The organism is Geothrix oryzae, assembly GCF_030295385.1.
Classification (GTDB): Bacteria; Acidobacteriota; Holophagae; order Holophagales; family Holophagaceae; genus Geothrix; species Geothrix oryzae.
Map to the genome: position 1 here is coordinate 3,239,018 of NZ_AP027079.1, position 26,964 is coordinate 3,265,981.

Below are 26,964 nucleotides of genomic sequence, written 5' to 3' on the forward strand. Positions count from 1 at the left end.
TCAGCCCCGGTGGGCCTTCCACCAGGCCCGGCCCGCGGCCACATCCTTGGTGATCTGGTCCCGCAGCTCGTCCACGGAGGCGAAGCGCACCTCGCCGCGGATGCGGTGAAGGAAGCGCACCTCCAGGCGGGTGCCGTAGAGGTCGCCCTCGAAGCCGGGCAGGTGGGTCTCCACCGTGAGCCGCTGGCCCTCGAAGGTGGGCTTCTCGCCCACATTGGTGAGACCCAGGCGGGGGCCCCCCTCGTGAGGCCCGTGATGGGGCAGGTGCGCCTCGGTCACATAGACCCCGAAGGCCGGCAGCTGCTCCTGCTCCCAGGCCAGGTTCGCCGTGGGAAAGCCCAGGTGGCGGCCCCGGCGGTCGCCCTCCACCACCACGCCCGTGAGGGAATAGGGATGCCCCAGGAGGTCGGCCGCGGCCTCGACTTGGCCGTGGTCCAGGGCTTCGCGGATACGGGTGCTGGACAGCCGCCCCCCGTCCGGGGCGAGCAGCGCCAGCGTGTGCACCTGGCAGTTGTGAGTGGCGCCCCAGGCCTCCAGCGTGGCCACGGTGCCGCTGCGGTCGCGGCCGAACGCGAAGGCCCGGCCCACATAGAGCTCGACCGGCAGGAGGGCCCGCCCCAGGGCGTCCAGGAAGGCGCCGGGGCTCAGCTCGGAAAAGGCCCGGCTGAAGGGGATCACCCAGGCCAGGTCCATGCCTTCGGCTTCAAAGGCCGCCAGCCGCTGCTCCAGCGTCATCAGCAGCTTCGGCTTGCGCTGGGGCGCGACGATCACCGTGGGGTGGGGATCGAAGGTCACCACCGCCGCCCGCTGGCCCGTGGCCTTCGCCCGGGCCGCCGCGAGGCGCAGCAGCTCCCGGTGCCCCGCATGCACGCCATCGAAATTGCCCAGGGTGACCACGAAAGGGCCGGAGGCGGGGGCCGCCTCCAGGGTGCGGCGCCACACTTCCATCATTCAGTCCCGCCCTGCTCGGCGGGCCAGGCCAGGCTGGCCACGACGCTCCCCGCCAGCACCGAGGCGATCACCAGCAGGCTGTACTGCACGGGGATGTGGACCCACTCCGCGATGCACATCTTCACGCCCACGAAGGAGAGCACCACCGCCAGGCCCGTCTTCAGGCGATGGAAGCGGTCCATCATCTTGGCCAGCAGGAAGTAGAGGCTCCGCAGGCCCATGATGGCGAAGATGTTCGAGGTGTAGACCACGAAGGGATCGCGGCTCACGGCCAGCACCGCGGGGATGGAATCCACGGCGAACACCAGGTCCGTCACCTCGATGGTGATGAGCACCAGCAGCATGGGCGTGGCGAAGTGGCGGCCGTTCTTCTTCGTCCAGAAGTGCTCGTGGCCGCCCTTCTCGTCGAAGGGCACGAAGCGCCGGAAGGCGCGCACCATCGGGTTCTGCGTGGGATCCGACTCCGAATCCTTCAGCAGCAGCATCTTCACGCCCGTGTAGATCAGGAAGGCGCCGAAGACATACATCATCCACTCGAAGCGGTTCAGCAGCGCCGTGCCCGCCAGGATCATGGCGGCGCGCATGATGAGGGCCCCGAACACGCCCCAGAACAGCACCCGGTGCTGGTGCCTCAGGTCCACCTGGAAGCTCTGGAACACGAGGACGAACACGAAGAGGTTGTCCACGCTGAGCGACTTCTCCAGCACATAGCCCGTGAACCACTCCAGCCCCTTCTGCGTGCCCTCCGCCTGGAAGATCAGCAGGTTGAAGATGAGGGCCAGGGTGATCCACACCGCGCTCCAGATCCCCGCCTCCCGCATGGAGGGCGCGTGAACCCGCCGGTTGAAGACGCCCAGATCCAGGGCAAGCATGAGGAACACGAAAGCATGGAAGCCCACCCAGGCCCACCAGGGAGCGGCTTGCAACAGTGCGTCGACCAAGAAACCTCCAGACCTTCCAGCTTAACGAACCGGGGAAGGGGGGGCCCCTCCCCGCTCGCCCGCGCCCTGTCCTGTCATTGCACCCGCTCTTGCACCTGTCCTTGCGCCTGCCGTTGCGCCCCGCCGGGGCCATGGCCGATCATGGCCCCGTGAGCCTCCCCCGCCTCTTCCTCGATGTCCCGCCCCCGGCGCCCGCTGCCGAGAACCTGGCCGTGCCCCTGGGGGCCGAGGCCGCGCGCCACCTCAAGGCCCTGCGCCTGAAGCCCGGCGCGGCCCTGGAGCTGGTGCTGGCCGACCAGGTCTGGACCGCCGACTTGGCGGAGCTGGACCGCGGCCAGGCCGTGGCGCGTCTGGTGGCCCCCCTGCGCGAGGATCGCGAACCGCCGGTGGCCTTGGTGGCCTGCCTGCCCATCCCCGCCCAGCTGAGCCTCTTCGACGAGTGGCTGCCGCCCCTGGTGGAGCTGGGCGTCACGCTGATCCAGCCCGTGGTCTATGCCCGCAGCGAGTTCGACGCCGCCAAGACCGCCGCCCGCATGGAGCGCTGGGCCCGCCTGATCCAGTCCGCCTGCGAGCAGAGCCACCGCAGCCGCCGCCCCGAGCTGCGGGCCCCGATCCCCTTCGCGGGCCTGCCCGCCTGGGAGGCCCCCCAGAAATGGGTGGCCTACGAGCTGGCCACGGGGGAGGCGAACCCCGCCTTCCGCCGCGAGGCCCTGGCCTTCACCAGCGGTCCCGAGGGCGGCATCACCGAGGCCGAGTTCGCGGCCCTGGCCGCCGCCGGCTGGGCCCCCGTGAGCCTGGGCCGCAGCATCCTCCGGGCCGTCACGGCCCCCGTGGCCCTCCTGGGGGCGGTGCAGTTCGAGCTGGGAAGGCCCTGAGGGCCCGGTCACACCCGATCAAATAATTTATAAATATTAAAAATGAATGATTTGGACCGCTCAAGAATGCGCCCGCGCCGCCGATGAGTCTCTTTGTGCCCGGTCCGGCGTGCGTTCGGACGGCCCCGAGGAGAATCTTCCATGAAGCTTGTGACCCTTCTGTCTGCCGCCGCCCTGATGACCGCCTCCCTGTCCGCCGGTGACTACGATGCCCTGGGCAAGGCCATGCGCTCCACCTGGCCCCAGATGTCCACCGTCGCCGTGGTCTGCGACTCCGCCCACAGCAAGGGCGCTGTGGATGCCATCAGCGGCGCCATGACCGGCATGAAGATCATCGTCATCGATGTGAAGGGCCCCCAGGACATGGGCAAGGCCCTCGGCACCCTCGGCGGCCGCCGCCCCGATGCGGTGGTGCTGGTGGCGGGCGACAAGGTGGCCGGCGACGGCACCAGCGCCGCCTCCTTCCTGATCCAGCGCATGGCCGCCTCCAAGGTCCCCACCCTGGCCACCACCGAGGCGGGCGTCCGCCAGGGCGCGGTGCTCGGCGTGGGCCCCGGCACCGGCGGCAAGCTCCTGGGCAATGCCAAGGTGGCGGGTGTGGCCGGCGTGAGCCTCCCCGCCAACGCCAGCCAGATCTAAGGCCCGGATCTAACCCGGCCACACCACATCATGCGAGGTATGCTGGAGGCTCCCCCGGGAGCCTCCATGCGTGTACCGCCGCCCTTCCTGGCCGCCGGCCTTCTCCTTCCGGCCGCCCTGCTTGCCCAGAGCCCGGCGGAGCCTCCCCAGGCCACGACCCAGGCCAAGCACCCGGCCGCGATCCAGGAAGCCCCCCTCCGCGCCCACCTGGCCTTCCTGGCCGATGACCTGCTGGAGGGCCGCGGCACGGGCCAGCGCGGGGCCGAACTCACCGTGCGCTACCTGGAGACCCAGCTGAAGGCCCTGGGGCTGCGCCCCGCCAAGGGCGACAGCTACCGGCAGCCCGTGTCCCTGCTGGGCCTGCGCACCCTCACGGGCCGCAGCACCCTCAGCTTCCTGGGCGGCGGGGCCTGCGCCACGCCGGCCTTCGGCACCGACATCGTCTACGGGGCCGGGCTCGACCGCGCCGAGCAGGCCTTCGATGCCCCCGTGGTCTTCGTGGGCTACGGCATCAGTTCGGCCCTCGACCGCTGGGACGACTACAAGGGCCTGGATGTGAAGGGCAAGGTGCTGCTCATGCTGGTGAACGAGCCCGCGCCCACCGCCGAGGAGCCCCACCTCTTCGACGGCCCCGACCTCAGCTACCAGGGCCGCTGGACCTACAAGTTCGAGGAGGCCGCCCGGCACGGCGCCCTGGGCGTGCTGCTGGTCCACACCACCCCCGCCGCCAGCTACGGCTGGCCCGTGGTGCGCAACGGCTGGGATGCCGAGCGCTTTCAGCTGGCCCAGGGCCCCCTGGGCACGCCCCTCCAGGGCTGGGTCACCGAGGATCTGGCCCGCGCCCTCGCCAAGCAGGGCGGGCAGGAGCTGGACGCCCTGCGGGCCCAGGCCCAGCGCCGCGACTTCCGCCCCGTGGCCCTCGACCTGCGCCTGAAGGGCACCCTCCACAGCGCCGTGCGCACCGTGACGCAGTTCAATGTGGCGGGCGTGGTGCCCGGCACCGACCCGGCCCTGAAGGCCGAAACGGTGATCTATTCCGCCCACTGGGATCACCTGGGCCGCGGCACCTCGGCCGACACCCACCCCGGCCACGACGACATCTACAACGGCGCCGTGGACAACGCCTCGGGCTGCGCGGCCCTGCTGGCCATGGCCCAGACGGCCCTGCACGCGCCCGCCAGGCGCAGCCAGATGTTCCTCTTCGTCTGCGGCGAGGAGCAGGGTCTGCTCGGCTCGAAGGCCTACGCCGCCGATCCCCTCTGGCCCCTGGCGAAGACCGCCGCCGACCTGAATCTGGACAGCCTCAACTTCGTGGCCCCCACCCGGGACATCGGCCTGCCCTTCGCCAACCGCAGCACCCTGGGCGACCTGGGCGTGGCCGTGGCCAAGGCCTCGGGCCTGACGGTGGCCCCCCCGCGCCCCGACCTGGGCGGCGGCTACTTCCGCTCCGATCACTTCAGCTTCGTGCAGGCCGGCGTGCCCGCCCTCTCCGTGGGCGGCGGCCGCGACTACCTGGGCGCCGACCCCGCCGCCCTGAAGGCCAAGGCCGCCGCCTACGGCAAGCGCTACCACCAGGTCACCGACGAATACGACCCCACCTGGGACCTGCGCGGCATGGTGCAGCAGACCCAGTTCACCTTCGACCTGGGCCAAGCCGTGGCCAACGCCCCCACCAAGCCCTCGTTCAAGTCCGCCCGCTAAAACACGCGAAAACCCGGCCCTTCCCTCGCCAGTCCTTCGAGTATCCTGGGGCGAATCCCCCAGGAGCCCGAGATGTCGGCTCAGCCCCAACCTGTCGAGCGGTCAAGCGTGATGGGATTCGTTTGCCTGCATTTAGGTGTGCGTCATTCTTGGCGATACCATCCATCCAAGGCATCTTCAATATTTATACTGCATTCAAGCCCTCTTAGGCGATAACTCCGCACAGCGGGGCTAGTCATCTAATTCATAGTTAGGCTATAATATATGAGACTAAACTACAAAACAGGAGAGGCACATGATTTTCCCCGAAATAAAATACCTCTACAAATATATGCCGTTCACTACAAATACCGTTACAGCTCTTGTGAATAAAAAATTTTGGTGTTCAAAACCAGAAAACTTTAATGACCCTCTGGACTGCGGATTGAGGCTGCTATCAGTAATGAGTAAAGCCGCCTTTATACTTGCGAATGAAGATCTGCTTCGGCTGGCACGAGAAAGAAAGAATGAAAAAGCTGTACGTGTACTTTCTAAGCTTTTAAGGGAGCTCAAACATTCTAAGATACAACCAGATGAACTTATCAATTATCTAGCCGAAAAAAGAAGTGCGGGTTATGCCAAAGAATTGCAGGAAATTGGGATTCTAAGCCTCAGTGAAGTCAACGACAACATATTAATGTGGTCACATTATGCAGAGCAACATCATGGCTTATGTGTTGAATTTTTGCGATCTGAAGGTAATGATCTTGCAATTAATGAAAAAACTCTTCCAATACGCTATTCAATTAAGAAGCCAGAAATCGCAGTAGATGAATTAGTATTGGGAGACGACAGTCTAAAGAAAGAAATTAGGCGTAGCTTAATTTATACCAAATCGAATGATTGGTCCTATGAAAGAGAATGGCGATTAATTGTTGAAAAAGGAAATATTGCAGCAGATATAAATTCACAAATAACATCTATAATATTTGGATTCAAAATGCCGATTCCGCAAAGAATCACTCTTTATAATATTTTAAAAAATGGAGCATCGATAAAATTTAAAGAAGCCATTCTAAAACCAGACAATTTCGGCCTAGATATTGTTCCAATTGATCCAGAAAAGTACTTACATCCTGAGCCACCAGTCGATACACCTACCAAAGCTAGAACCACTCCGACAAAAATATCCAAATTAGCCACCAAACGCTCAATTCCAACTAAAACCACCAAACCTCCAATGCGTTCTAAAAAGTGACGCAATCTCATGCCTAACCCTGCGCTCAACTCGGACCCCGCCTGCATTGCCTTCATCCACTCTCAATCTCTAATGTCCTCATCTATGTTCAGTGCCTCGATGGGGGCAGGTCTGGTTTGCTTAATTTAGTAGACAGAGCCTGATTCCAGACCCCCGACCTGGAGGTCTTCGCCCATGTTCCTCCCCCTTCCGCCCCCTCCAGCCCAAGTGCCGGTCCAGGCCTCCGTCCCGGCCCCGGCCAGCCAGGCCTCTGCAGAACTCCCCCTGCTGCCGGGCTCGGATCCGCGGGTGCTGGGGGCCTACCGGTGGACCCTGGCCCACTCGCCCAGCCTGCGGCAGCTGGTGCGGCAGCTGGCGGCGGCGGAGCGGAAGGCCCGCTACCGGCTGGTGCCGGGGCTGGAGCCGAACTACGGTCGCCTGCTGGTGCTCCCCACGGAGAGCGAGTACGAGGTGGATGTGCAGGTCCCCATCCTGGCCTGGAACCGCTGCGGCGATGCCCTGGAGCCCTGGATCGCCAGCGCCCTCTACCTGGCCCTGGAGACCGCCGCCAAGGGGAAGTTCCGGGCCACCCGGGATGAGCACCGCCTGCTGTTCCTGAAGGAGACCATGCAGGGCGCCTTCGCCTTCCAGGCCCAGGTGCGCCGCGAGCTGGCCCTGGCCGACCCGGTGCGCCTGAAGGACCTGCCAGACGGGAGGAAGCTCTACGACTCGGGCTTCGCCCCCGCGCGGGATCCCTCGGGCAGCCCCCGGCGCCGCGAGTTGCCCGCCGAGGCCTCCGCCGGCGCGTTCGGGGGCGTGCCCTTCGCGGTGCCTCCCCCGCCGCCCCCCGCCGAGGCCGGCGGGCTGCCCCTGGCGCCTGGATCGGATCCCCAGATCCTGGGGGCCTACCGGTGGACCGTGGCCCACTCCCCCAGCCTGCAGGCGGCCATCCAGCGGCTGGCCGCGGCCGACCGCAAGGCCCGCTACCGGCTCACGCCGGGGCTGGACGCCCACTACGGCCGCCTGCGCGTGCAGGCCACGGACGAGGAGTACGAGGTCGAGGTCCAGGTGCCGATCCTGCCCTGGAGCCGCTGCGGCGACGCCCTGGAGCCCTGGATCGCCAGCGCCCTCTACCTGGCCCTGGAAACCGCCGCCAAGGGGAAGGTCCAGGAGACCGACGACGAGAACCGCCTGCGCTTCCTGCGGGAGACCCGGAACGCAGCCTTCACCTTCCAGGCCCAGGTGCGCCGCGAGCTGGTGCTCGCCGACCCCGAGCGCCTGAAGGACCTGCCCAATGGGGAGGCCCTGTACGACGCGGGCTTCGCCCCTCCGAAGGATCCCCCGGGCGGCCCCCAACGCCGGGCCCTCCCGCCGCTGCCGCCGGATCCGCCGTTGCCATTGCCGTTGCCGCCGCTGGCGCCGGGGCCGCGCTAACCTGACTCCGGTCTTTCCCGGAGCCCCCATGAAGCTCAAGCTCACCAGCGTGTTCGTGCAGAATCAGGCCGCGGCGCTGCGGTTCTACACCGAGACCCTCGGCTTCGTGAAGAAGGCCGACATCCCCATGGGCGAGGTCCGCTGGCTGACGGTGGTCTCCCCGGAGGGCCCCGACGACCTGGAGCTGCTGCTGGAGCCTCTGGGCCATCCGGCCGCCCCCACCTTCCAGGCGGCCATGTTCGAGGCGGGGATCCCCCTGGCGGCCTTCGCCACGGAGGACATCCAGGCGGACTACCAGCGGCTGCTGGGGCAGGGCGTGACCTTCCGCATGCCCCCCACCGAGGCCGGGCCGGCCACCGTGGCCGTGTTCGAGGACACCTGCGGGAACCTGCTCCAGCTGTACCAGGTCTAGTGGCGGCGGACCGCGAAGGCCTGGAAGCCCTCGCCCTCCCAGCGCAGGGGGTGGGGCCGGAAGAAGGCGGTGGTGGCGCCATCGGAATCAGCCCCCAAAGCCGCGGGCCAGACGGCGGCGGGGCGCAGCTCCGGCCGGGCCTCGGCCAGCCACTCGCGATGGGCCTCGCCCTCCTCGGGCAGCCAGGAGCACACGGCGAAGATCAGCAGCCCGCCCGGGGCCAGGCGGTCGGCCGCGGCGGCCAGCAGGCGGCGCTGGAGGCCCGTCAGCCGGGGCAGGTCGTCGTGGGCCAGCCAGGGCCACTCGGGGTGCTTCTGCAGGGTGCCGCTGCCGCTGCAGGGCGCATCCAGCAGGATGAGGTCGAAGGTGGCGTCGGTGGTTTCGAGCCACTCGGCGGCGTCGGCCTGGATCACCTGGGCCTCGAGGCCCCGCTGCTGGAGGGTCTGCCGCAGCCGGGCCACGCGGCGGGGATGCACCTCCAGGGCCGTGAGCGCGGCGCCGGGGTGGCGCAGGGCCAGGGTGGTGGTCTTGCCGCCGGGGGCGGCGCAGGCATCGAGGATGCGGGTGACGGGCCGGTCCCAGGCATAGGCCAGCAGGGCCTGGGAGCTGCGGTCCTGCACCATCCCTTGGGCCGCTTCCAGCCAGGGGCGGGGGAAGGGGGCCTCGTCCGCCAGGCGGAGGCAGCCCGGCAGGTCGGCATCCGGCGTGAGGCCTTCGGGGGCCTCGCCCACCAGCAGGCGGAAGGCGGGGCGGGGGGGCCGCTGCAGGCGGGTCCAGAGGGTTTCCAGCTCGGCTTCAGCCTGATGAGGGGCCAGGGCCGCCCGCAGGGCCCGCTCGGCGGCGGCGGGACGGTCCAGGGTGGCGGGCAGGGCATCCAGCGCGGCGGCCAGGGCCGCGCGGTCCTTGGCGGCCCGGCGCAGCAGGGCGTTCACCAGCCCCTTGTGAGGCACGAAGCCCAGGTCGCGGTCCGCCGCCAGATCCACGGATTCGTTCACGGCGGCGTGGTTGCTGACGCCGGGCAGCCAGGCCAGCTGGGCCAGCCCCATGGCCAGGGTCACCCGGGTGCCCAGGGGCACGCCGCGGCTGGGATCCTTGAGCTGGGGCGTCACCCAGGCCTGGAGCCGGCCCCAGCGCCGCAGGCAGAGGCCGAGCAGGGCCTGGGCCAGGTGCGCATCCTCACCCAGGTCGCGGTCCCAGATGTCCGGCACCCGGCCCTTCTCCCCGAAGACCTCGTGCAGGGCGTGGGCGACATGGAGGCGGGCGGGCGTGGGCATGGGGCTCCGAAAGGCAGAACCCCGATTATCCCGCGTTGGGGCCTACAGCTCCTTGAGGATTTCCGCCTTCTTGGCCTCGTAGTCCTTCTTGTCCAGCAGGCCCTTCTTGTAGAGCTCCTGGAGCTTCTGCAGGCGCGCCTCGGGGCTGGCCTGGGCGGCGGGTCGACCCTCGGGCCTTGATTCGGACTTGGGTTCGGACTTGGGCTCGGATTTCGGCTCAGGCCTTGATTCAAACTTGGCCTCGGCCCGGGCCGGGGTGGTTTCCGCGCGGCGCAGGGCCTCCTGCAGGCCGATGGCGTCCTGGCACTCCCGCAGGGCCGTCTGGAAGATGCTGGCGTCGGGCTGCATGTCCAGGGCGGCGCGGAGGTAGGGCAGGGCCTCCTCGTACTGGCCCTGGCTGAAGCGGATGATGCCGACATTGTATTGGGCCCGGGGGTAGTACTTGGGCTTCTGGCCCTTGTCCCGCTTCGACTGCTCCAGGCCGTCCAGGGCCAGCTCCAGGGCGCCGCGCAGGTCGCGGGCCTTGAGGCGGTCGTGGGCCCTGGCCATGCCGAAGACCTCGTCGTCGAAGAAGGTGAGCTTCCGCACCTCGCTCCAGGCCAGCAGCATGCGCAGCACCTTCACCTTGGCGGTCTCGAAGGCCAGGCGCCGCACCTCGGAATCGCGAGGATAGGCGGGAAAGCCCTCGTACGAGGTGTTGCTCAGGCTCGGGGCGTCCTCCAGGCGCTGGGCGCCGAAGACGCGGCCGGTGCTGAGATCCAGCACCTGCACCGTGGCGCTGAAATCCAGGCTGGTGATGCTGGTCCGCTTGATGCGCACGATCTCCTGCTTGGTCTTGTAGTCGGTGCTGCGCTCCTCCTTGGCGGACTGGTTGCGGCTGAGGTCAGAGCGGTTCACATTCACGATCACCAGCACGCTGGGGCCCAGCAGCTTGCCCAGCTTGGCGATGGTGGCGGGCTCCACGAAGCCGCTGGCGCCCAGCTCCTGCTCCTTCAGCACCGCGTCGAGGTGGGCGCGGTCCACCACCTCCACCTGGCGGCTCTGCACCAGGTCGGCGGTGAGGGCGTCGGCCAGCTCGCGGGAGTTGAGGTCGCGGGAGGGCGCGAAGGCCAGGCGCTCCACCTTGAGCCCCAGGCCCGGCGGATGGACCACCGTCACCTCGACCTTGGGGTTGGCCAGCTCGCTCCAGAACTGGGCCTGGACGGGCAGGGACAGCAGGGCCAGGGTCGTGGGGATCAGCAGCCGCATGGGGACTCCGGAAGGCCGTCCCAGGCTAGCATGTGGCGGGCTGTGGCATTCTGGGCGCAGGCTTCCCGAGGAGCACCCCATGGCCCACCGCTATCCCCTCACCCTCGCCTGGACCGGCAGCACCCACGACGCTTCCTACACCCGCAACGCCACCGTCACCGCCCCCGGCAAGCACCCCCTCGCCGTCAGCAGCGCGGCGGAATACGCGGGCGAGGTCACCCGCTGGAACCCCGAGGATCTGCTGGGCTCGGCCCTCGCCACCTGCCACATGCTCACCTTCCTGGCCCTCTGCGCCAAGGCGAAGGTCGAGGTGGTGGGCTACGAGGACCACGCCGAATCGGTGCTGGACACCGTGGACAAGGTCACGCGCATCACCCAGGTGCACCTCCGCCCGGTCATCCGCGTGCCCCGCGGCACCAGCATGGCCAAGGTGGTGGAGCTCTTCGAGAAGGCCCACAAGTACTGCTTCGTGGCCAATTCCGTCACCTGCGAGGCGGTGATGGAGCCGCGCGTCGTGGAGGTCTAAGCCCCCCGTGCGCTGTCCCTTCTGCGGTCACCTGGAGGACAAGGTGGTGGACTCCCGGGAGTCCCGCGAGGGCGACTCCATCCGCCGCCGCCGGGAGTGCCTGTCCTGCGCCCGCCGTTTCACCAGCTACGAGCGGGTGGAGGAGGTGCCGCTGGTGATCCTCAAGAAGGATGGGCGGCGCGAACCCTTCGACCGCCAGAAGGTCATGAAGGGCCTGCTGCTGGCCTGCCAGAAGCGGCCCGTGTCCCTGGCCCGCATCGAGCAGCTGGTGGGCGACCTGCAGGCCCGGCTCATGGAGCGCCCGGACCGCGAGATCCGCAGCCGCGAGCTGGGCGAGCTGATCATGGACGAGCTGAAGGGCCTCGACCAGGTGGCCTATGTGCGCTTCGCCAGCGTCTACCGCGACTTCAAGGACCTGCCGGACTTCGTGAAGGCCTTGGAGGGCCTCATGCACAAGGAGGCCGCCACGGGGCGCGCGGCCCCGGTCTCCACATCGATTCCGGCGCCGCCTTCGGCCCCGCCCGCGCCGGAGCCCTCCAAATCGGCCAAGCCCGTGCCCCAGGCGCTGTTCCCGGGCGAGGCCGAGGCCCCGGTGCTGAGGACGCGGAAAAAGTAGCGGTATTCTATAAGGCCGAGGTTTTCCGTGGCCGACGATGTACTCCTGCCCCCCCCGCCCGACGAATCCCCCAAGCTGCCGGAAGAATTGCCGGTGCTGCCCTTGCGGGATGTGGTGGTCTACCCCTATGTGATCCTGCCGCTGAGCGTCAGCCGCGAGAAGTCCATCCGGGCCGTGGATACGGCCCTGGTGGAGAACCGCATGATCCTCCTGCTCTCCCAGAAGCAGGTGGAGATGGACAACCCCCGGCCCGAGGACCTCTACCAGGTGGGCACGGCGGCGCTCATCATGCGCGTGCTGAAGCTGCCGGACGGCCGCATCCGCGCCCTGGTGCAGGGCCTCCAGCGCGTGCGCGTGGAGTACTTCACCGAGACCGAGAACCTCTTCAAGGCGCGCGTGGAGCCCCTGGCCGAGCCCGAGCTGAAGTCCCCGGACCTGGAGCAGGACGCGCTGATGCGCAGCGTGAAGCAGACCCTGGAGAAGGCCGTGGCCCTGGGCAAGACCTTGCCCCAGGAGGTGCTGGTCATCGCGGGCAACCTGGACAACCCGGGCCGCCTGGCGGACCTGGTGGCCTCGAACCTGGACCTGAAGCTGCAGCAGACCCAGGAAGTGCTGGAGATCGCCCACCCGGGCCTGCGCCTCAAGCGCGTGAACGAGCTGCTCATGCGGGAGATCCAGCTGCTGGAAGTGCAGCAGAAGATCACCATGGAAGCCCGCGGCGAGATGGACAAGAGCCAGCGGGAGTACTACCTCCGCCAGCAGCTGAAAGCCATCCAGCAGGAGCTGGGCGAGGGCTCGGAGCTCTCCGAGGAGATCGCGGCCTTCCGCGACAAGCTGGCCAAGATGAAGGTGCCCGACGAGCCCCTGGTGGAGATCGAGCGCAACCTGAAGAAGCTCGAGCGCATGCACCCCGATTCCAGCGAAACCGCGGTGACGCGGACCTACCTGGAGTGGATGACCGAGCTGCCCTGGGGCCAGGTCACCGAGGACAACCTGGACCTCAAGCAGGCCAAGACCGTGCTGGATGAGGACCACTTCGGCCTCTCCAAGATCAAGGACCGGCTCCTGGAGTTCCTGGCCGTGCGCAAGCTCAAGCCGGACCTCCGCGGCACCATCCTCTGCTTCGTGGGCCCTCCGGGCGTGGGCAAGACCAGCCTCGGCAAGTCCATCGCCCGGGCGCTGGGCCGCAAGTACGCGCGCATCTCCCTGGGCGGCGTGCATGACGAAAGCGAGATCCGCGGCCACCGCCGCACCTATGTGGGCGCCATGCCCGGCCGCATTGTGCAGGCCCTGCACCAGATCAAGAGCATGAACCCGGTGATCATGCTCGACGAGGTCGACAAGATCGGCCGCGACATGCGCGGCGACCCGAGCGCGGCCCTGCTGGAGGTGCTGGATCCCGAGCAGAACCACACCTTCCGCGACCACTACCTGAATGTGCCCCTGGACCTCAGCCAGGTGCTGTTCCTCGCCAACGCCAACGAGCTCGAGCCCATCCACCCCGCCTTCCGCGACCGCATGGAGATCATCTACCTCAGCAGCTACACCCTGGAGGAGAAGGTCGGCATCGCCGAGCAGCACCTCATCCCCAAGCAGATGGAGAAGCACGGCGTCACCCGCAAGCAGGTGGCGATCCCCCGCAAGGCCCTGAAGGCCATCATCACGGGCTACACGCGGGAGGCGGGCCTGCGCCAGCTGGAGCGCGAGCTCGGCGCCGTGTGCCGCAAGGTCGCCCGCCGCGTGGCGGAGAAGACGCTGAGGAAGAAGCTCACCCTCGACGAGAAGAGCATCCACGAGCTGCTCGGGCCCGTGAAGCTCCTCCAGGACGAGCGGCTGAAGGCCCCGCGCGTGGGCGTGGTGACGGGCCTGGCCTGGACTTCCGTGGGGGGCGATGTGCTCTTCGTCGAAGCCCTGAAGATGCCAGGCAAGGGCCTGCTGATCCTCACCGGTCAGCTGGGCGATGTCATGAAGGAGAGCGCCCAGGCGGCCCTCAGCTACATCCGCAGCCGCGGCGACGCCTTCCAGATCGATCCCGAGGTCTTCCAGAAGCAGGACATCCACATCCACTTCCCGGAGGGCGCCATCCCCAAGGATGGCCCCAGCGCCGGCCTCGCCATCGCCACCGTGCTGCTCTCCGTGCTCAAGGATGTGCCCGTGCGGAACACCCTGGCCATGACGGGCGAGATCGACCTGCGCGGCGAGGCCCTGGCCATCGGCGGCCTTAAGGAGAAGTCCCTGGCGGCCCTGCGGCTCGGCATCAAGGACATCCTCATCCCCCACGCCAACCAGAAGGACCTCGAGGAGATCGACCCCGAGCTGCGCAAGCAGCTGCGCTTCCACCCCGTGAAGCATGTGGAGGAGGTCTTTGAGCACGCCCTGGTGGGCTGGAAACGCCCCGAGGCCCTCAAGCCGATCCGAAAAAAGCGTTAGATTCCAGGTTGGATTCCTGGCCCCGGGGGGCGATGGGCCGTACCCTTTCCCCGGGGGTGCGTCCATGCTGACCGAGGCCTTCTCCCTGATGCTGCAGCTGCCGCCCCTGGCCTTCAGTCCCGCGGCCCCCTCGCCCTGGAACCCGCCCTACGAGCTGGTCTGCGAGGTGCGTGAACTGGGCCGGCCGCCGACCCTGCGCCCCGTCCGCGTCCCGAACCTGCCCCGCTTCTCCACCCCCAGGGCCGAGCGGCGGTACCTCGTGGGCCCCCGGATCGATACGGCCATCTGGGTGGCGGGCCTGCTCCTGAGCGGGGCGACCGGAGGCAGCGTCGACACGCGGCCCCCGGAGGTGAAGCGCCTGGACCCGCGCTGACCCCCGAAGTGGCCCTCCGCCCGGGGCGCCGGGTATGTTCCATGTGGAACACCACTTGCGGAGGCAGGAAGGACCGGCGATTCGGTAGACTGGAGCCGCGAGGTGGGCGTGGGTCTTCTGGGTGGCCTGTTCGACAAATTCAAGCAGGGCCTGAAGCGCACCCAGGAGCTGGTGCTGGCGCCCATGGGCCGGTTGCTGGGCCTGCGGCGCCTGGACGAGGCCCAGCTCCAGGAGCTGGAGGACCTGCTGCTCCAGGCGGACCTGGGCGTGGGGGCCGTGGATAGGCTCATGGCCCGGCTCCGCACGGAGCTGAAGGGCGGCACCGAGATCGACCCCAAGGCCGTGCTCAAGGACGAGCTGCTCAAGCTCCTGCGGCAGCACCCCGCGCGGCCCTTCGTCGCCGCCGCTCCCCAGGTGGTGCTGCTCGTGGGCGTCAACGGCGTGGGCAAGACCACCACCCTGGGCAAGCTGGCGGCCCACCTGAAGGCCCGGGGCGAGGGGGTGCTGGTGGTGGCCGGGGACACCTTCCGGGCCGCCGCCATCGACCAGCTGGAGCGCTGGGGCGAGCGGGCCGGGGTGCCCGTGATCCGCAACCAGATGGGCGGCGACCCGGCGGCCATCGCCTTCGACGGGGCCACCAGCGCCAAGGCCAAGGGCACGCCCTGGGTGCTCATCGACACCGCGGGGCGGCTCCACACCAAGGACCACCTCATGAAGGAGCTGGACAAGATCCGGCGCAGCCTCCAGAAGGTCATCCCCGAAGCGCCCCACCGGGTGCTGCTGGTGCTGGACGCCACCACGGGCCAGAACGGGCTGCAGCAGGCCGAGGTCTTCGCCCGCACCGCCGGCGTCACCGACCTGGTGCTCACCAAGCTGGACGGCAGCGCCAAGGGGGGGGTGGTGGTGCCCATCCTGGACCGCCTGAAGCTGCCCATCGCCTTCGTGGGCGTGGGCGAGGGCGTGGACGACCTCATCCCCTTCGACGCCGAGGCCTTCGTGGACGGTCTGCTCGATGCCTGACGACCCGGTCCTCACCCCCGAGGCGGCCTGGGCCCTGGCCACGGGCGGCCCCTGGCCCGATCCCGAGGCCCTGGCGGGCGATGCCCGCTTCATGGCCCTGGCCCTGCGTGAGGGCCTGAAGGGCGTGGGCCTCGCCAGCCCCAACCCCCCCGTGGGCTGCGTGCTCGTGAAGGGGGACCGGGTGATCGGCGCCGGGGTCCACACCCGGGCCGGCGATCCCCACGGCGAGATCATGGCCCTGCGCGACGCTGAGGCCCGCGACGAGGATGTGGGCGGCGCCACGGCCTATGTCACCCTCGAGCCCTGCTGCCACCAGGGGCGCACGCCGCCCTGCACCCTGGCCCTCATCCAGGCGGGCGTGGTGCGCGTGGTGGTGGGGGTGCGCGATCCCAACCCGCGGGTGGACGGGGGCGGCCTGGCCATCCTCCGGGCCCAGGGGCTCGCGGTCGAGGAGGGCGTCCTCGGGGAGGCCTGCGCCCGCTTCCACGCCCCCTTCTTCAAGCTCATCCGCACGGGCCTGCCCTGGGTGAGCCTCAAGCTGGCCCTGGGTTCCGACGGGGCCCTGGGGCCCGCGGGCCGGACCACCCCCATCACGCCGCCGGACATCCAGCGCCTGGGCCATGCCCTGCGGCGGGCCGCCGAGGCCATCGTCGTGGGCCGCCACACGGCCGAGGTGGACGATCCCCAGCTCACGGACCGCTGGCCAGCACCCACGGCGCCCCACCGGATCTTCCACCGGGTGGTCCTGGACAACGCGGGCCAGGTGCCCGCCGGGGCCCGCGTCTGGCAGCCCGTGGCCGGCCAGCCCGCCCTCCGGGCCGTCACCGGCGATCCCGAACCCCTGCGGGGCGTGGAGGACCTGCGTCTGCCGCCGGGCTCACGGGGATGCAGTTTGCGTCACCTGTTGCACGAACTCGCCGCCCGGGGCGTGGGGCGGGTGCTCGTGGAGGGCGGGGGCACCCTGGTCCGCGGCTTCCTGGAGCAGGGCCTCGCCGACGAATTCCACCGCTTCCAGAGCGATGCGCCCGCGGGCGGAACCCCGTTGGAGCTTAGGCTTCCGGCCTCCTGGGCGCCCCGCGGCCGGGCCCGGTGGCCCGGGGGGCACTGGGAGGTCTGGCGCTAGTCTGAAGGCCAACCTGAACGCCTGGCTGGCCCCCGCAAGGTCCTGGCACGACCCTTGAACCTGGAAGCCATCCCACCCCGGAGCCCCCATGCGCCTTCCAACCTGGCGATTCCTCACCGGCCTCACCGCCCTGGTGCTTCTGGCCGCCTGCGGTGGCGGGGGCGGGAGTGATGTCCCCGCCTACTCCGATGCCAAGATCACCCTCCAGGCCCAGTTCGAGAAACGGCCCCTCACGCCCGGGGGCTTCGGGGCCACCATCCTGCGCCCGGCCCGCTACTGCTGGGCCGAGGTGCGGGACGCCGGGTCCAGCGCCCTGCTGGCCTCGGGCTACCTCGGCAGCGATGGCACCGGCACGGCCTTCGTGCCCCGGGGCGCCCAGGTCTTCGTGCGGGTCTACGCCCAGTACCAGGTGCCCAGTGCCGACCCCAACAGCTTCTTCCTGCGGGGCAGCGTGAAGAACGCCCCGCTGCCCGGCACCACGGATCTGGCCACCTTCAGCGCCATTCCCGTGTGGAGCGTCACCAGCAGCGCCTTCCTCGCCAACCAGGACGGCACCCTGGCCGTCACCGCCCTGGCCGGGAACCGCATCGCCGGGGCCTTCAACATCGCGGACCAGGCCGTGGCCTTCGGGGCCGCCGTGCGCGACATGGACGGCTCGGCCTCGCTGCGCCTGCCCAACCTGCACACCTTCTGGACCACCAGCACCAACCCGGCCGACCAGGCCCGCACCTATCCCGCCCTGGCCCCGGCTCCCGGGAACACCTACCTGGTGACCGACAGCAACCGAGCCGTCTTCAGCCACGGCGTCTACGGCCTGGGCAGCGGCGCCGCCAACACGGAGACCGACGAGTGGGATGACGGCGTGCTCCAGGAGAGCTTCGCCCGCCTGCTCTTCGCGGACCACAGCTACAAGGCTGACGGCAGCAGCAGCCTCTCCCTCCTGCGCCGCGACAACGACAATGTGTGGGTGGACCGCACGGAGCAGAGCGAATCCACCGCCGCCTTCGTGGCCGGCTTCTCCGATTTCCTGGCCGGGGCCGTGCGGAACGACGGCCGCCTCCTGGACAGCTATGTGGACGCGGGCGGCGTGGCCCAGGTCTACACCTTCGACCTCGGCAGCCACGCCGCCGTGCCCCTCGCGACCAAGGGCGAGTTCACCCGCGGCTCCATCGCCGTGAGCCTCTGGGGCCTGTGGAAGAACGCCCTGGGCGGCACCCAGCCCGGCCTCCAGACCCTCTGGGCCGCGGTGCGGTCCGCCACGCCCTACGCCGATGGCACGGGCGAGTACGAGCAGGCCACCCTGGGCTGCTACCCCACCTACCTGCAGGGCGTGGCCAGCCGCGTCAGCACCACCACCTGGAACGCGATCCTGACCGAGCTGGCCCTCGAGGCCGTGCCCAACCCCAACGCGACCTACTTCGCCGGCACGGCCCTCTGGCAGACCAGCGCCCTGCCGCTCAGCGCCGCAGGCACGCTCCAGACCTACGCCCCCAGCGCCGACCTCTACTACGACCGGAACCAGAGCCAGGCCTGGCGCTTCACCCACGGGGGCGGCGCGCGCACCATCACCATGACGCCCACCGGCGGCCAGGACTTCTACCTGGAGCTCATCGGCCCCGGCGGCTGGGTCATGGGCAGCTTCAGCAACCCCGGCAGCACCCGCACCCTGAGCCCCTCCAACCTGCCCGCCGGCGTCTATGTGGCCCGGGTGCGTGCCGGGGCCACCACGGCCACGGGAACCTACGGCTACACGATCAGCGTGAATTGACCGGCGCCTGAACCTGCCCTCAGCCGCCGCCCACCAGCCGCACGACCTCCAGGCGATCCCCCTCCTTCAGGGGGGTGGCCGGGTGGTCGGCGCGGCGGATGACCTCGCCGTTGAGTTCGATGGCGCTCCCGAAGGCGGGCAGGGCCAGCCAGGCGGCCAGGTCGGCCACCGTGCCCAGGGACGGGGTTTCCCGGGCCTCCCCGTTGATCTGCAGCCTCACCGGGCCTCCGCGGCGGCCTGGAAGCCCTTCTCCAGGTCGGCGATGAGGTCGGGCTGATCCTCGATGCCCACGGAGAAGCGCAGCAGGCCGTCCGAGATGCCCAGGCGGGCCTTCACCTCGGGCGCGGTCTTCAGGTGGCTCATGCTCGCCGGGTGCTGGATGAGGCTTTCCACGCCGCCCAGGCTCACGCCGCGGGTGATCACCTCCAGGGCCTCGCAGAAGCACTGGCCCGCGCGCAGCCCAGCCCGCAGCTCGAAGCCGATCATGGCGCCGAAGCCCGTCTCCATCTGGCGGGCGGCGATCTCGTGGCCGGGATGGGTGGGCAGGCCCGGGTAGTCCACCCGCGCCACATGGGGCTGCCAGAGCAGCCACTGGGCCAGGGCCTGGGCGTTGTCCGAGGCCCGACGGACCCGCAGGGCCAGCGTCTTGAGGCCCCGGTGCAGCAGCCAGGCGGCCATGGGATCCAGGGTGGGCCCCATGACCTTGGTGAGGTGCCAGCAGGTCACCACATCCGCGTCGGAACCCGCGATCACGCCCGCCACCACATCCGAGTGGCCCGCCAGGTACTTGGTGGCCGAGGCCACACTGAGATCGAAGCCGAAACGCAGGGGCTTCGTGTGGATGGGACTGGGGAAGGTGTTGTCGGCCACGGTGCGGATGCCGTGCTTCTTCCCGAGGGCCGCCACGGCCGCCAGGTCCGTGAGGGCCAGGGTGGGATTCGAGGGCGTCTCCACCCAGATCATGCGGGTCTCGGGGCGGAGGGCCGCCGCCCACTCGTCCAGATCCAGCGTGTTCTGGATCCAGGTGACCGTCAGGCCCCGCTGGGCCTCCCAGCGGCGGATCAGCTGCTCGGTGCCCAGGTAGATGGCGGCGGGGGCCACCAGGTGATCGCCCGCCTTGAGGAAGGCCTCGAAGACCAGCGCGAAGGCCGCCATGCCGGAGGCCGTCACCAGGGCCCGTTCGGCGCCCTCCAGCTCCGCCAGCACGGCCTCGACCTCGCTGCTGTTGGGGTTGCCCCAGCGGGTGTAGAAGGCGGGCGGCTCGATGGCGGCCGCAAACTCCGCGCCCTCGCGATTCTCCAGCAGCTCGAAGACCGAGGTCTGGAAGATGGGCGTGGTCACGGCCCGGGTGGGGTTGAAGTGCTTCCCGGCGTGGATGGCGGTGGTGGTGGGTCCCCAGGGCTTGGGCATCGGCGTGGCTCCAAGTCCCAGGATAGGCCCGTCAGCCCTACCGCTTCCAGAACACGATGGCCAGGGCCACCACGGCGAAGGCGATCACGACCACGAGCCGCCACACCGTGGGCCGGTCGTCGGCGGCCTCCACGATCCCCCGGTCCTCCATGGCCGCGCGGGTCAGCTCGTCTTCCGGCGTGGGGATCAGGCTCCCGCAGTCCAGGCAGCGGAAGGGCTCGCCGGGCGTCTCGATGGCGTCCACGACCACGCGGCCGCACCCGTGGCAGACATGGCCCACGCCGGGATGGTAGGCGGCGAGGGCGGACGGGATCTCGTTCGTCATGCGGCACCTCCTGTGCCGCACCCTTCGGGCTTCGGCAGGGCCAAAAGTGGCCCTCCGCTCCTGCTTCGGGCTCATAAGGCCAGCATGGGGCGTGGATCAGGCCTTGGCCAGGGCCTCCGCCAGGATCTCGTTCACCAGCTTCGGATCCACCTTGCCGCCGCCGGCCTTGAGCACCTGCCCCACGAGGAAGCCCCGGAGGCCCTCCTTCCCGGCCCGGAGCTGGGCCACGGGACCGGGATGGGCCGCCAGCACCCCGGCCACCAGGGCTTCGACGCCCCCGCGATCGGTCGTCTGGGCCAGCCCCTTGGCGGCCACGATGGCCTCCGCCGGGCCCTCGCCCGCCAGCAGCGCCGGGAAGACCTGATCCCGCGCGGCGCCGTGGGCGATCTGGCGCGATTCCACCAGCCGGATCAGGCCCGCCAGGCCCTCGGGGGGCACAGGGAAGGCCTCGATGTCCAGGTGCCGCTCGTTCAGCGTGCGGCTCACCTCGCCCAGCATCCAGTTGGCGGCGGCCTTGCCGCTCCCGCAGGCGGCGGTGAGGGCCTCGAAGTAGGCCGTGAAGGCCGGGCTCTGCAGCAGGGCATGAGCCTCGTCCAGGCCCAGGCCGAAGGCGGCCTGCCAGCGACCGGCCTTGGCCTCCGGCAGCTCGGGCAGGGCCGCCCGCGCGGCCTCCACCTCTTCAGGCCGGATCCCCAGAATCGGCAGGTCCGGCTCCGGGAAGTAGCGGTAGTCCATGGCGGCTTCCTTGCTGCGCTGGGCCCGGGTCTCCCCGACCTGGGCGTCCCAGCCGCGGGTCTCCTGGCGCACGGGCAGGCCCCGCTCCAGCAGCCCGGCCTGCCGCCCGATCTCGAAGGCCAGGGCCTGCTTCACGAAGCGGAACGAATTGAGGTTCTTCACCTCCACCCGGGTGCCAAAGGCCTCGCCCGCCCGCCGCAGGCTCACATTGGCGTCGCAGCGGAAGCTGCCCTCCTCCAGGCTGCCGTCGCAGATGCCCAGGAAGACCACCCGCCGGTGCAGGGCCTTCATGAATTCCGAGGCCTCCTGGGGGCTCCTCAGGTCCGGCGCGCCCACCACCTCCAGCAGGGGCACCCCGGCCCGGTTGAGGTCCACCAGGCTGACGCCGGGACGCTGGTCGTGGCTGCTCTTGCCCGCATCCTCCTCGAGGTGGGCCCGCTCCAGGCGGATGCGCACCGGGCCGGCCACGCCCCGCACGGCGGGATCGCCCGGGATCTCCAGCTCGCCGCCTTCCACCAGGGCCACGGGCCCCTGGGTGATCTGGTAGCCCTTGGGCAGGTCCGGGTAGAAGTACTGCTTGCGGTAGAAGGAGCTGTCCGACCGGATGCGGGCGCCCACGGAGAGGCCCAGGGCAAGGGCCATGCGGACGGCCTCCCCGTTCAGGGCGGGCAGGGCCCCGGGCAGGCCCAGACACACGGGACAGGTCTGGGTGTTCGGCGCCGCGCCATAGCTGTTCCGACAGGCGCAGAACATCTTGGATCGGGTCCGCAGCTGGACATGGACCTCCAGACCGATGATGGCTTCAAACCCCGGATTCATGGGCGCTCCCGCCCCAGTGTAGGCGGGCTGCGGCCCGACCGGACCCCCGGGCAAACCCAGCGATTCCAGAAGGTGTTTCATAGATCGAAAAAACACCAACAAAAAGTCCTTGTTTTTCAAGCCATCTTTCCTGTTTTTGGCTTGTTAAAGGCGACCGTGTCTCTATGTTTGCCGTTACACACGAGCCTGATGGTGTGGCTGCTGGACCGGACCCTTCCGGCCTGGGAGTTCCGTCTATCGACTCCGGGGTTTCCCGCCCCGGAGGGCAAGGTATGGTCACCGGAGCCAGGCATGACCCTGTTCCAATCCGCGCAACAGCTGGCAATCGCTCAAAACCTCCAGGCCTTCTTCCAACCGATCCTCGAGCTCCGGGGCGATGTGCTGCGCCTGACGGCTTTCGAGGGCTTCGCCCACGGGGCGGATGACTCCTTCCTCGGCACCCCCGACCTGATGGGCGCGCCCGGCGACGGGGCCATGGACCGCACCCTCCTGGATGTGGCCTGCCTCACCCGGGTGCTGAGGGCCGGCGGGGAGCTACCGGACAGCACCCTCCTGTCCCTCAATGTCCACACCTCCACCCTGGCCCTGCTTCCCGAGTTTCCGGTCTTCCTTTCCGAATGCGCCGCCGAGGCCGGCATCCCCCTCACCCGGCTCATCCTGGAGCTGAATGTCCAGAGCGGATCGGGGCAGGGCACCGAGCATCTCGATGTGCTGGAGGACCTCCGGGCCCATGGGGTGGGCGTGGCGCTGGATGATGTGGGGGTGCGCGAGACCAACCTGGATCAGATCCTGGAAATCCGGCCCGACATCCTGAAGCTGAGCCCCCTCCTGACCCGGGGGCTGCTCCGCGACCCCCGGCGGCAGGCCATCCTGGAGGCCCTCGTGGACATGACCCGCAAGATGGGCGGACGGGTCCTGGCGAAGAACCTGGAGAGCGTGGAGGACTTCCGCATCGCCCGCTGGATGGGGGTCACCCTGCTCCAGGGCTACCTGTTCGGCGTCCCGGGACCCATCGCCCTCTGGAAGGAGCATCCCTTCCCCCAGGAGTGGCACCTCCGCAGCTTCATGCGGCGTCCCGCCCGCCTCGTCCAGCCTCCGGAGCCTATTTCCCGAGACAGAATCCACTGAAGAGCTGGTCCAGGGCGCTCTCGGCGCGATCCTCCCCCGTGAGCCGGGCCAGCAGGCCCCAGGCCCCCTGGAGCAGGGAGGCCGGCAGCTCCGGCGGGCAGGCCGGCGGCAGGGCCAGCAGGAGGTCCAGCTGCCGGGCCAGGTCCTCCAGCAGCTCCACCTGGCGGTCCGTGGCCAGGGCCCCCAGGCAGGCGTCCGGTGCCAGGCCGCCCAGCACCCGATCCTTCAGGGCCGTCTCCAGGGCATCCAGATCCCCCTGGTGCGCGGCGATGGCCACACCGGGGGTCGTCCCGGCGGCCTGGGCCTGATCGGCGAAGGTCCGGACCTCCAGGACCTTGCCCGCAAAGGGGGCCAGGGCCTCCTGGAGCACGGGATCGGGCTCGGGATCCTGGGTCGGCCAGAGGTGGAGCACCAGGTCGGCCCCCTCCAGCACCGGCCGGACCCGGGCCACGCCCAGGCGCTCGACCGGATCCGCCGTCTCGCGCAGACCCGCGGTGTCGAACAGGCGGAGGGGCAGACCCCGCCACTCGCAGCGGACCTCCAGCACATCCCGGGTGGTGCCCGGAATGTCCGTGACGATGGCCCGGTCCTCACCCGCCAGGGCATTGAACAGGGTGCTCTTCCCGGCATTGGGCCGGCCCACCAGGGCCAGCCGGAGGCCGTGCTGCAGGTGTCGGGCGGCCCGGGCACGGGCCTGTTCCACGTGGAACCGGGCACGGATCGGGGCCAGCGTTTCAAACAAGTGCCCCATATTCATGGAGATTCCTTCGTCCTCCCCGTAGTCCACCGCCGCCTCGGCCCGGGCCATCCAGGGGGTCAGGGCCTGGCGGGCGGCCGTCACCCAGTCCGGGAGGGCGCCAGCCCGGGCCTGGGCCAGGCGGATCTGGGTGTCGGTCTCCGCCGCCACCAGGTCCCGCAGCGCCTCGGCCTCCAGGAGCCCCTGCTTGCCGTTCAGGAGGGCCCGGCGGGTGAACTCCCCGGGCTCCGCCAGCCGGACGCCCAGGGTGCCCAGGTGGGTCACCAGGCTCCGGACCAGCCGGGGGTTCCCGTGAACCTGGAGCTCCACCAGATCCTCGCCCGTGTAGCTGGCAGGGCCGGGGAAGAAGAGGACCAGGGCCTTTTCCTGGAAACCATCCCAGCGGAGGGTGCGGAGCGAGGCGCGCCGGGGCTCGGGCAGGGCCAGAAGGGGGGCCAGGAGGGCCCGCAGGCCCGCCCCCGACACCCGCACCAGGGCCACCGCCGAGGGCAGCAGGGCCGTGGCGGGGGCGCAGATGGGATCGGGGGCCGGATGCACCGGGCCAGTCTACTTCCGGAAGACCTTCACGGGCTTGAAGGTTCCGGTGCCCTCGCTTTCCGTGCCCAGACCCTCCTCGCGGCTCACCACCAGGTGCACCCAGCGGCGCTCGCGGGGGCTGAGGGCGCCCAGGGTGTGACTGCCCAGCTCCCGGGCCCGGTCGGCGGCGAAGCGGCCCATGGCCATGACTTCCTGCATGCGGAACAACCGCACGCCCTTCACATCGAGGTAGGCCAGCTTCTGGTCCTCGCGCTCCCCCTGGGCCTCATGGACCAGGAACTGCAGGGCATCCAGCGCCACGCCGCGGTCGGCGGCGAACCGGCCGGCGTCCGGGCCCGAGATGGCCAGGCGGTTGGGAAAGGCCTCCTCATCACCCGAGGGCGCGGCCTTGACCTCCACCACCAGGCCCAGGTGGGCCGACCACCGGGCGATGAGTTCGGGCACGGACTCCAGACTGGCGCCGCTCTTCCGCATGGCTGACCTCCTAGACCGTGATCGCCTGGGGCTTGTAGGACCGCATGATCCACCAGGTCTGGGCGAGGCCGATCATGTTGAACACGAAGTAGTAGATCGTAAGCCCGGCGGGGCTCTGCGCGAAGAAGAAGGTCATCATCGCGGGCATGAGCACCAGCATCATCTTGCGCTGGGCGGGGTCGCCCACCGCGGGCGTCACGGCCTGCTGCGCGAACATGGACGCGCCCATGAGCACCGGGAAGATGTAGTAGGGATCCTTGGCGGACAGGTCGGTGATCCAGCCGAAGAAGGGCGCGTGGCGCAGCTCGAAGACGGCGTTCAGCATGGACCAGAGGGCCAGGAAGATGGGCATCTGCAGCAGCATGGGCAGGCAGCCGCCCATGGGGTTGTGGCCGTTCTTCTTGTAGAGCTCCATGAGCTCCTTCTGCATCTCCGCCTTCTTGGTCATGTCGCTGCCGAACTTCTCGTACTTGGCCTGGATGGCCTTCTGGTGCGGCTCGAAGTCCTTCATGCGCAGCATGGAGATGGTCTGCTTGGTGTTCAGCGTCCAGGTGGCGAGGCGGATGATCACCGTGAAGATCACGATGGCCCAGCCCCAGTTGCCCACGAGGGCGTGGACCTTCTTCAGGATCCAGAAGAGCAGGTGGGCCACGGCGCCGAAGAAGCCGTAGTCGATGACCTTGGTGTAGGGCTTTTCGAAGGCCGTGAGGGTCTCGGCCTGCTTGGGCCCCAGGTACAGGGCGGCGCTCAAGTGGCCGTTCTCGGGCAGCAGCTGGTAGCCCGAGGCGTCGCGACCGGCGGGCCGGGGCAGCTTCCAGAGGGCGGCGAAGTAGTGGTTGCGCTGGTTCTTCTCGTCCTTCTCAATGCCCGCGTCCAGGCCCAGGCGCTCGGCCGAGGGCGGCAGCACCTTGCGCTTGGCCCCCATGAAGCTGAAGAAGGGGTCATGCAGCATCTCGGCCCAGGTCACGGCCTCGACGGACTTCTCCGTGAGCGAGAACACGCGGCCCAGATGCTTCACGGGCTCGTCGGAAGCGGGGTTCGCCACCAGCAGCACGGGCGCGTTCCGGGGCGAGGTCCCCTCCACCCGGAGGGTCAGGCCCTTCTGGGGGACGGCATAGCTCAGCCGGTCGCCGGCGGCGTTCTCGAAGATGACCGTGGTCCCCTCGGCGCCCTTCTCCTCGCGCACCGTCTCGAAGCCCTGGCCCTGGAAGGCGGCCAGCCCGGCGAAGGTGTCGGGGAAGAACTTCGTGCCGTCCTGCAGCCAGACGGCCTGCTTGAGGGCGCCCGTGGCCACCTGCCAGGTGAGGCGGAAGTCCGTGGTGGCCAGGGTGTGCACGGCCGCGGGGTCGGCGGCCGGGGCACCCGCTGCGGCCGCGGCCACGGGGGCCGGAGCCTGCACGGGCGCGACCGGCTGCGCCGGGGCCTTGGGCGCCTCGACCACCGGGGCCTCGGCCCTGGGGACGGGCTTGGCGTACCGGGAGCTGAGCCAGAACTGGCCGGCGAGCAGGATCAGGCTGCCGACCACGAACAGGAGGACATTGCGGTTTTTCATGGGGTGTCCACGGGGGGGAGACGGCGCAGGGCCAGCGCGAGCTGGCCTTCGATATCCCGGAGGGTGAGCCTGTCGAGGGGAGGGGCGAGGCGCGCGGGCCGCACCCAGACGATCCAGGGGCGGCCGGCGATTCGCTCGGAAAGGCCGAGGAAGGCCATCCGCACCTGGCGGCGGAAGCGGTTGCGCTGGACGGCGCGGCCCGTCTTGCGGGGCGAGGTCACGAGAAGCAGGGGCCCGGGTAGACCCAGGTCATCGCCCGAGCCGTCACCGGCGCGGCGCCAGGCCCGGATGTCCAGAAACGCCTCGGGCCCCAGCAGGGGCCGGGGCAGGGGCGTAGGTACCGCGTGGTCCCTTTGGCGGACCGTACGGAATCGGCCCTTGAAGATCACGGGAACGGCGTCAGACCGCCAGGACGTGGCGGCCCTTCGCGCGGCGGCGCTTGAGCACCAGGCGGCCGTTCTTGGTCTTCATGCGGCTCAGGAAGCCGTGGGTCTTCGCGCGGCGGCGATTGTTGGGCTGAAAGGTGCGCTTCATCATTCCACCTCGGGGGTCTCTCCTCCCGGGGAGGAGGACGAACCTTCGAGGGTATCAGCGGTGGTCCCAGGACTCAAGGGCATTTCCATCCTCCCATCCCCCCCGCGGGGTGCTAGATTTGGGATCCTCCCCGCGAGCTTGTCGTG

27 protein-coding genes are annotated in these 26,964 nt (G+C 69.4%); 14 read left to right on the forward strand and 13 right to left on the reverse strand.

Annotated features, from left to right (window positions below):
- Positions 1-948 (reverse strand): bifunctional riboflavin kinase/FAD synthetase, encoded by a 948-nt coding sequence (locus QUD34_RS14980; RefSeq protein ID WP_286354500.1) that lies wholly within the window; start codon positions 946-948, stop codon positions 1-3.
- A complete protein-coding gene (locus tag QUD34_RS14985; RefSeq protein WP_286354501.1) occupies positions 948-1,892 on the reverse strand; it encodes a TerC family protein in 945 nt (314 codons plus the stop codon). The genes QUD34_RS14980 and QUD34_RS14985 overlap by 1 nt, the downstream gene beginning before the upstream one ends.
- Positions 1,893-1,981: 89 nt before the next feature.
- Here QUD34_RS14985 and QUD34_RS14990 point away from each other — a divergent pair, with 89 nt between their 5' ends.
- The 6 genes from QUD34_RS14990 to QUD34_RS15015 all read left to right on the forward strand — a co-directional run bounded on the left by QUD34_RS14990 (position 1,982) and on the right by QUD34_RS15015 (position 8,169).
- On the forward strand, positions 1,982-2,767 hold the full coding sequence (locus tag QUD34_RS14990; protein ID WP_286354502.1) for an RsmE family RNA methyltransferase: 786 nt from the start codon (positions 1,982-1,984) through the stop codon (positions 2,765-2,767).
- Positions 2,768-2,908: 141 nt separating this feature from the next.
- Positions 2,909-3,406: a type 1 periplasmic-binding domain-containing protein gene (locus QUD34_RS14995; RefSeq protein ID WP_286354503.1), complete on the forward strand. Its 498-nt coding sequence runs from the start codon at positions 2,909-2,911 to the stop codon at positions 3,404-3,406.
- A 66-nt stretch (positions 3,407-3,472) separates the two neighbouring features.
- Positions 3,473-5,107 (forward strand): M28 family peptidase, encoded by a 1,635-nt coding sequence (locus QUD34_RS15000; RefSeq protein ID WP_286354504.1) that lies wholly within the window; start codon positions 3,473-3,475, stop codon positions 5,105-5,107.
- Positions 5,108-5,402: 295 nt separating this feature from the next.
- The gene (locus QUD34_RS15005; RefSeq protein ID WP_286354505.1) at positions 5,403-6,344 is read left to right on the forward strand and encodes a DUF2971 domain-containing protein; all 942 of its coding nucleotides are present in this window, start codon (positions 5,403-5,405) and stop codon (positions 6,342-6,344) included.
- Between the two features lie 174 nt (positions 6,345-6,518).
- A complete protein-coding gene (locus QUD34_RS15010; protein WP_286354506.1) occupies positions 6,519-7,757 on the forward strand; it encodes a hypothetical protein in 1,239 nt (412 codons plus the stop codon).
- A 28-nt stretch (positions 7,758-7,785) separates the two neighbouring features.
- On the forward strand, positions 7,786-8,169 hold the full coding sequence (locus tag QUD34_RS15015) for a VOC family protein (protein WP_286354507.1): 384 nt from the start codon (positions 7,786-7,788) through the stop codon (positions 8,167-8,169).
- Here the strand turns inward: QUD34_RS15015 and QUD34_RS15020 are convergent.
- Complete coding sequence (locus tag QUD34_RS15020) at positions 8,166-9,443, reverse strand: RsmB/NOP family class I SAM-dependent RNA methyltransferase (protein ID WP_286354508.1); 1,278 nt, start codon at positions 9,441-9,443, stop codon at positions 8,166-8,168. The two genes, QUD34_RS15015 and QUD34_RS15020, sit on opposite strands and share 4 nt — an antisense overlap.
- Positions 9,444-9,485: 42 nt before the next feature.
- Positions 9,486-10,691: a CsgG/HfaB family protein gene (locus tag QUD34_RS15025; protein WP_286354509.1), complete on the reverse strand. Its 1,206-nt coding sequence runs from the start codon at positions 10,689-10,691 to the stop codon at positions 9,486-9,488.
- 79 nt (positions 10,692-10,770) lie between these two features.
- Here QUD34_RS15025 and QUD34_RS15030 point away from each other — a divergent pair, with 79 nt between their 5' ends.
- From QUD34_RS15030 to QUD34_RS15060, 7 genes are all read left to right on the forward strand, one after another.
- Positions 10,771-11,217, forward strand: a complete 447-nt coding sequence (locus QUD34_RS15030; protein ID WP_286354510.1) for an OsmC family protein — start codon at positions 10,771-10,773, stop codon at positions 11,215-11,217.
- Between the two features lie 7 nt (positions 11,218-11,224).
- The gene (gene nrdR / locus QUD34_RS15035) at positions 11,225-11,833 is read left to right on the forward strand and encodes a transcriptional regulator NrdR (protein WP_286354511.1); all 609 of its coding nucleotides are present in this window, start codon (positions 11,225-11,227) and stop codon (positions 11,831-11,833) included.
- Positions 11,834-11,860: 27 nt separating this feature from the next.
- Complete coding sequence (gene lon, locus QUD34_RS15040) at positions 11,861-14,263, forward strand: endopeptidase La (protein ID WP_286354512.1); 2,403 nt, start codon at positions 11,861-11,863, stop codon at positions 14,261-14,263.
- Between the two features lie 64 nt (positions 14,264-14,327).
- Positions 14,328-14,636 (forward strand): hypothetical protein, encoded by a 309-nt coding sequence (locus tag QUD34_RS15045; RefSeq protein ID WP_286354513.1) that lies wholly within the window; start codon positions 14,328-14,330, stop codon positions 14,634-14,636.
- A 102-nt stretch (positions 14,637-14,738) separates the two neighbouring features.
- Positions 14,739-15,656, forward strand: coding sequence for a signal recognition particle-docking protein FtsY (gene ftsY, locus QUD34_RS15050; protein WP_286354514.1), 918 nt, complete (start codon positions 14,739-14,741; stop codon positions 15,654-15,656).
- A complete protein-coding gene (gene ribD / locus QUD34_RS15055; protein WP_286354515.1) occupies positions 15,649-16,779 on the forward strand; it encodes a bifunctional diaminohydroxyphosphoribosylaminopyrimidine deaminase/5-amino-6-(5-phosphoribosylamino)uracil reductase RibD in 1,131 nt (376 codons plus the stop codon). Before ftsY ends, ribD begins: the two co-directional genes overlap by 8 nt.
- 88 nt (positions 16,780-16,867) lie before the next feature.
- The gene (locus QUD34_RS15060; protein ID WP_286354516.1) at positions 16,868-18,547 is read left to right on the forward strand and encodes a hypothetical protein; all 1,680 of its coding nucleotides are present in this window, start codon (positions 16,868-16,870) and stop codon (positions 18,545-18,547) included.
- Between the two features lie 19 nt (positions 18,548-18,566).
- Here the strand turns inward: QUD34_RS15060 and thiS are convergent, their stop codons facing one another.
- From thiS to gatB, 4 genes are all read right to left on the reverse strand, one after another.
- Positions 18,567-18,767 carry a sulfur carrier protein ThiS gene (gene thiS / locus QUD34_RS15065; RefSeq protein ID WP_286354517.1) on the reverse strand — a complete coding sequence of 67 codons (201 nt, stop codon included), beginning with the start codon at positions 18,765-18,767 and terminating at the stop codon, positions 18,567-18,569.
- Positions 18,764-19,957 (reverse strand): trans-sulfuration enzyme family protein, encoded by a 1,194-nt coding sequence (locus tag QUD34_RS15070; protein WP_286354518.1) that lies wholly within the window; start codon positions 19,955-19,957, stop codon positions 18,764-18,766. The genes thiS and QUD34_RS15070 overlap by 4 nt, the downstream gene beginning before the upstream one ends.
- Positions 19,958-19,994: 37 nt before the next feature.
- Positions 19,995-20,282: a hypothetical protein gene (locus QUD34_RS15075; protein WP_286354519.1), complete on the reverse strand. Its 288-nt coding sequence runs from the start codon at positions 20,280-20,282 to the stop codon at positions 19,995-19,997.
- A 96-nt stretch (positions 20,283-20,378) separates the two neighbouring features.
- Positions 20,379-21,836 (reverse strand): Asp-tRNA(Asn)/Glu-tRNA(Gln) amidotransferase subunit GatB, encoded by a 1,458-nt coding sequence (gene gatB / locus QUD34_RS15080; RefSeq protein WP_286354520.1) that lies wholly within the window; start codon positions 21,834-21,836, stop codon positions 20,379-20,381.
- 291 nt (positions 21,837-22,127) lie between these two features.
- Between gatB and QUD34_RS15085 the strand changes: the two genes are divergently transcribed.
- Positions 22,128-22,964: an EAL domain-containing protein gene (locus tag QUD34_RS15085; protein ID WP_286354521.1), complete on the forward strand. Its 837-nt coding sequence runs from the start codon at positions 22,128-22,130 to the stop codon at positions 22,962-22,964.
- Here the strand turns inward: QUD34_RS15085 and QUD34_RS15090 are convergent.
- From QUD34_RS15090 to rpmH, 5 genes are read right to left on the reverse strand one after another with little or no spacing between them, the layout of a single operon-like run.
- Entirely contained in the window at positions 22,939-24,258 is a 1,320-nt protein-coding gene (locus QUD34_RS15090; RefSeq protein WP_286354522.1) for a tRNA modification GTPase, read from the reverse strand. The two genes, QUD34_RS15085 and QUD34_RS15090, sit on opposite strands and share 26 nt — an antisense overlap.
- A 9-nt stretch (positions 24,259-24,267) precedes the next feature.
- The gene (locus tag QUD34_RS15095; protein ID WP_286354523.1) at positions 24,268-24,732 is read right to left on the reverse strand and encodes a R3H domain-containing nucleic acid-binding protein; all 465 of its coding nucleotides are present in this window, start codon (positions 24,730-24,732) and stop codon (positions 24,268-24,270) included.
- A 10-nt stretch (positions 24,733-24,742) separates the two neighbouring features.
- Positions 24,743-26,284 (reverse strand): YidC/Oxa1 family insertase periplasmic-domain containing protein, encoded by a 1,542-nt coding sequence (locus tag QUD34_RS15100; protein ID WP_286354524.1) that lies wholly within the window; start codon positions 26,282-26,284, stop codon positions 24,743-24,745.
- Positions 26,281-26,673, reverse strand: a complete 393-nt coding sequence (locus tag QUD34_RS15105) for a ribonuclease P protein component (protein ID WP_286354525.1) — start codon at positions 26,671-26,673, stop codon at positions 26,281-26,283. The genes QUD34_RS15100 and QUD34_RS15105 overlap by 4 nt, the downstream gene beginning before the upstream one ends.
- A 10-nt stretch (positions 26,674-26,683) precedes the next feature.
- The gene (gene rpmH, locus QUD34_RS15110) at positions 26,684-26,818 is read right to left on the reverse strand and encodes a 50S ribosomal protein L34 (RefSeq protein ID WP_026852422.1); all 135 of its coding nucleotides are present in this window, start codon (positions 26,816-26,818) and stop codon (positions 26,684-26,686) included.
- Between the last annotated feature and the right edge of the window lie 146 nt (positions 26,819-26,964).

Excerpts from the sequence above, each read along its gene's own strand:
- QUD34_RS14980 (WP_286354500.1), bottom strand. The coding sequence starts at position 948 with ATGGAAGTGTGGCGCCGCACCCTGGAGGCGGCCCCCGCCTCCGGCCCT.
- QUD34_RS14995 (WP_286354503.1), top strand. The coding sequence starts at position 2,909 with ATGAAGCTTGTGACCCTTCTGTCTGCCGCCGCCCTGATGACCGCCTCC.
- QUD34_RS15000 (WP_286354504.1), top strand. The coding sequence starts at position 3,473 with ATGCGTGTACCGCCGCCCTTCCTGGCCGCCGGCCTTCTCCTTCCGGCC.
- QUD34_RS15005 (WP_286354505.1), top strand. The coding sequence starts at position 5,403 with ATGATTTTCCCCGAAATAAAATACCTCTACAAATATATGCCGTTCACT.
- QUD34_RS15010 (WP_286354506.1), top strand. The coding sequence starts at position 6,519 with ATGTTCCTCCCCCTTCCGCCCCCTCCAGCCCAAGTGCCGGTCCAGGCC.
- QUD34_RS15015 (WP_286354507.1), top strand. The coding sequence starts at position 7,786 with ATGAAGCTCAAGCTCACCAGCGTGTTCGTGCAGAATCAGGCCGCGGCG.
- QUD34_RS15020 (WP_286354508.1), bottom strand. The coding sequence starts at position 9,443 with ATGCCCACGCCCGCCCGCCTCCATGTCGCCCACGCCCTGCACGAGGTC.
- QUD34_RS15025 (WP_286354509.1), bottom strand. The coding sequence starts at position 10,691 with ATGCGGCTGCTGATCCCCACGACCCTGGCCCTGCTGTCCCTGCCCGTC.
- QUD34_RS15030 (WP_286354510.1), top strand. The coding sequence starts at position 10,771 with ATGGCCCACCGCTATCCCCTCACCCTCGCCTGGACCGGCAGCACCCAC.
- QUD34_RS15045 (WP_286354513.1), top strand. The coding sequence starts at position 14,328 with ATGCTGACCGAGGCCTTCTCCCTGATGCTGCAGCTGCCGCCCCTGGCC.
- ribD (WP_286354515.1), top strand. The coding sequence starts at position 15,649 with ATGCCTGACGACCCGGTCCTCACCCCCGAGGCGGCCTGGGCCCTGGCC.
- QUD34_RS15060 (WP_286354516.1), top strand. The coding sequence starts at position 16,868 with ATGCGCCTTCCAACCTGGCGATTCCTCACCGGCCTCACCGCCCTGGTG.
- QUD34_RS15070 (WP_286354518.1), bottom strand. The coding sequence starts at position 19,957 with ATGCCCAAGCCCTGGGGACCCACCACCACCGCCATCCACGCCGGGAAG.
- QUD34_RS15075 (WP_286354519.1), bottom strand. The coding sequence starts at position 20,282 with ATGACGAACGAGATCCCGTCCGCCCTCGCCGCCTACCATCCCGGCGTG.
- gatB (WP_286354520.1), bottom strand. The coding sequence starts at position 21,836 with ATGAATCCGGGGTTTGAAGCCATCATCGGTCTGGAGGTCCATGTCCAG.
- QUD34_RS15085 (WP_286354521.1), top strand. The coding sequence starts at position 22,128 with ATGACCCTGTTCCAATCCGCGCAACAGCTGGCAATCGCTCAAAACCTC.
- QUD34_RS15095 (WP_286354523.1), bottom strand. The coding sequence starts at position 24,732 with ATGCGGAAGAGCGGCGCCAGTCTGGAGTCCGTGCCCGAACTCATCGCC.
- QUD34_RS15100 (WP_286354524.1), bottom strand. The coding sequence starts at position 26,284 with ATGAAAAACCGCAATGTCCTCCTGTTCGTGGTCGGCAGCCTGATCCTG.
- rpmH (WP_026852422.1), bottom strand. The coding sequence starts at position 26,818 with ATGAAGCGCACCTTTCAGCCCAACAATCGCCGCCGCGCGAAGACCCAC.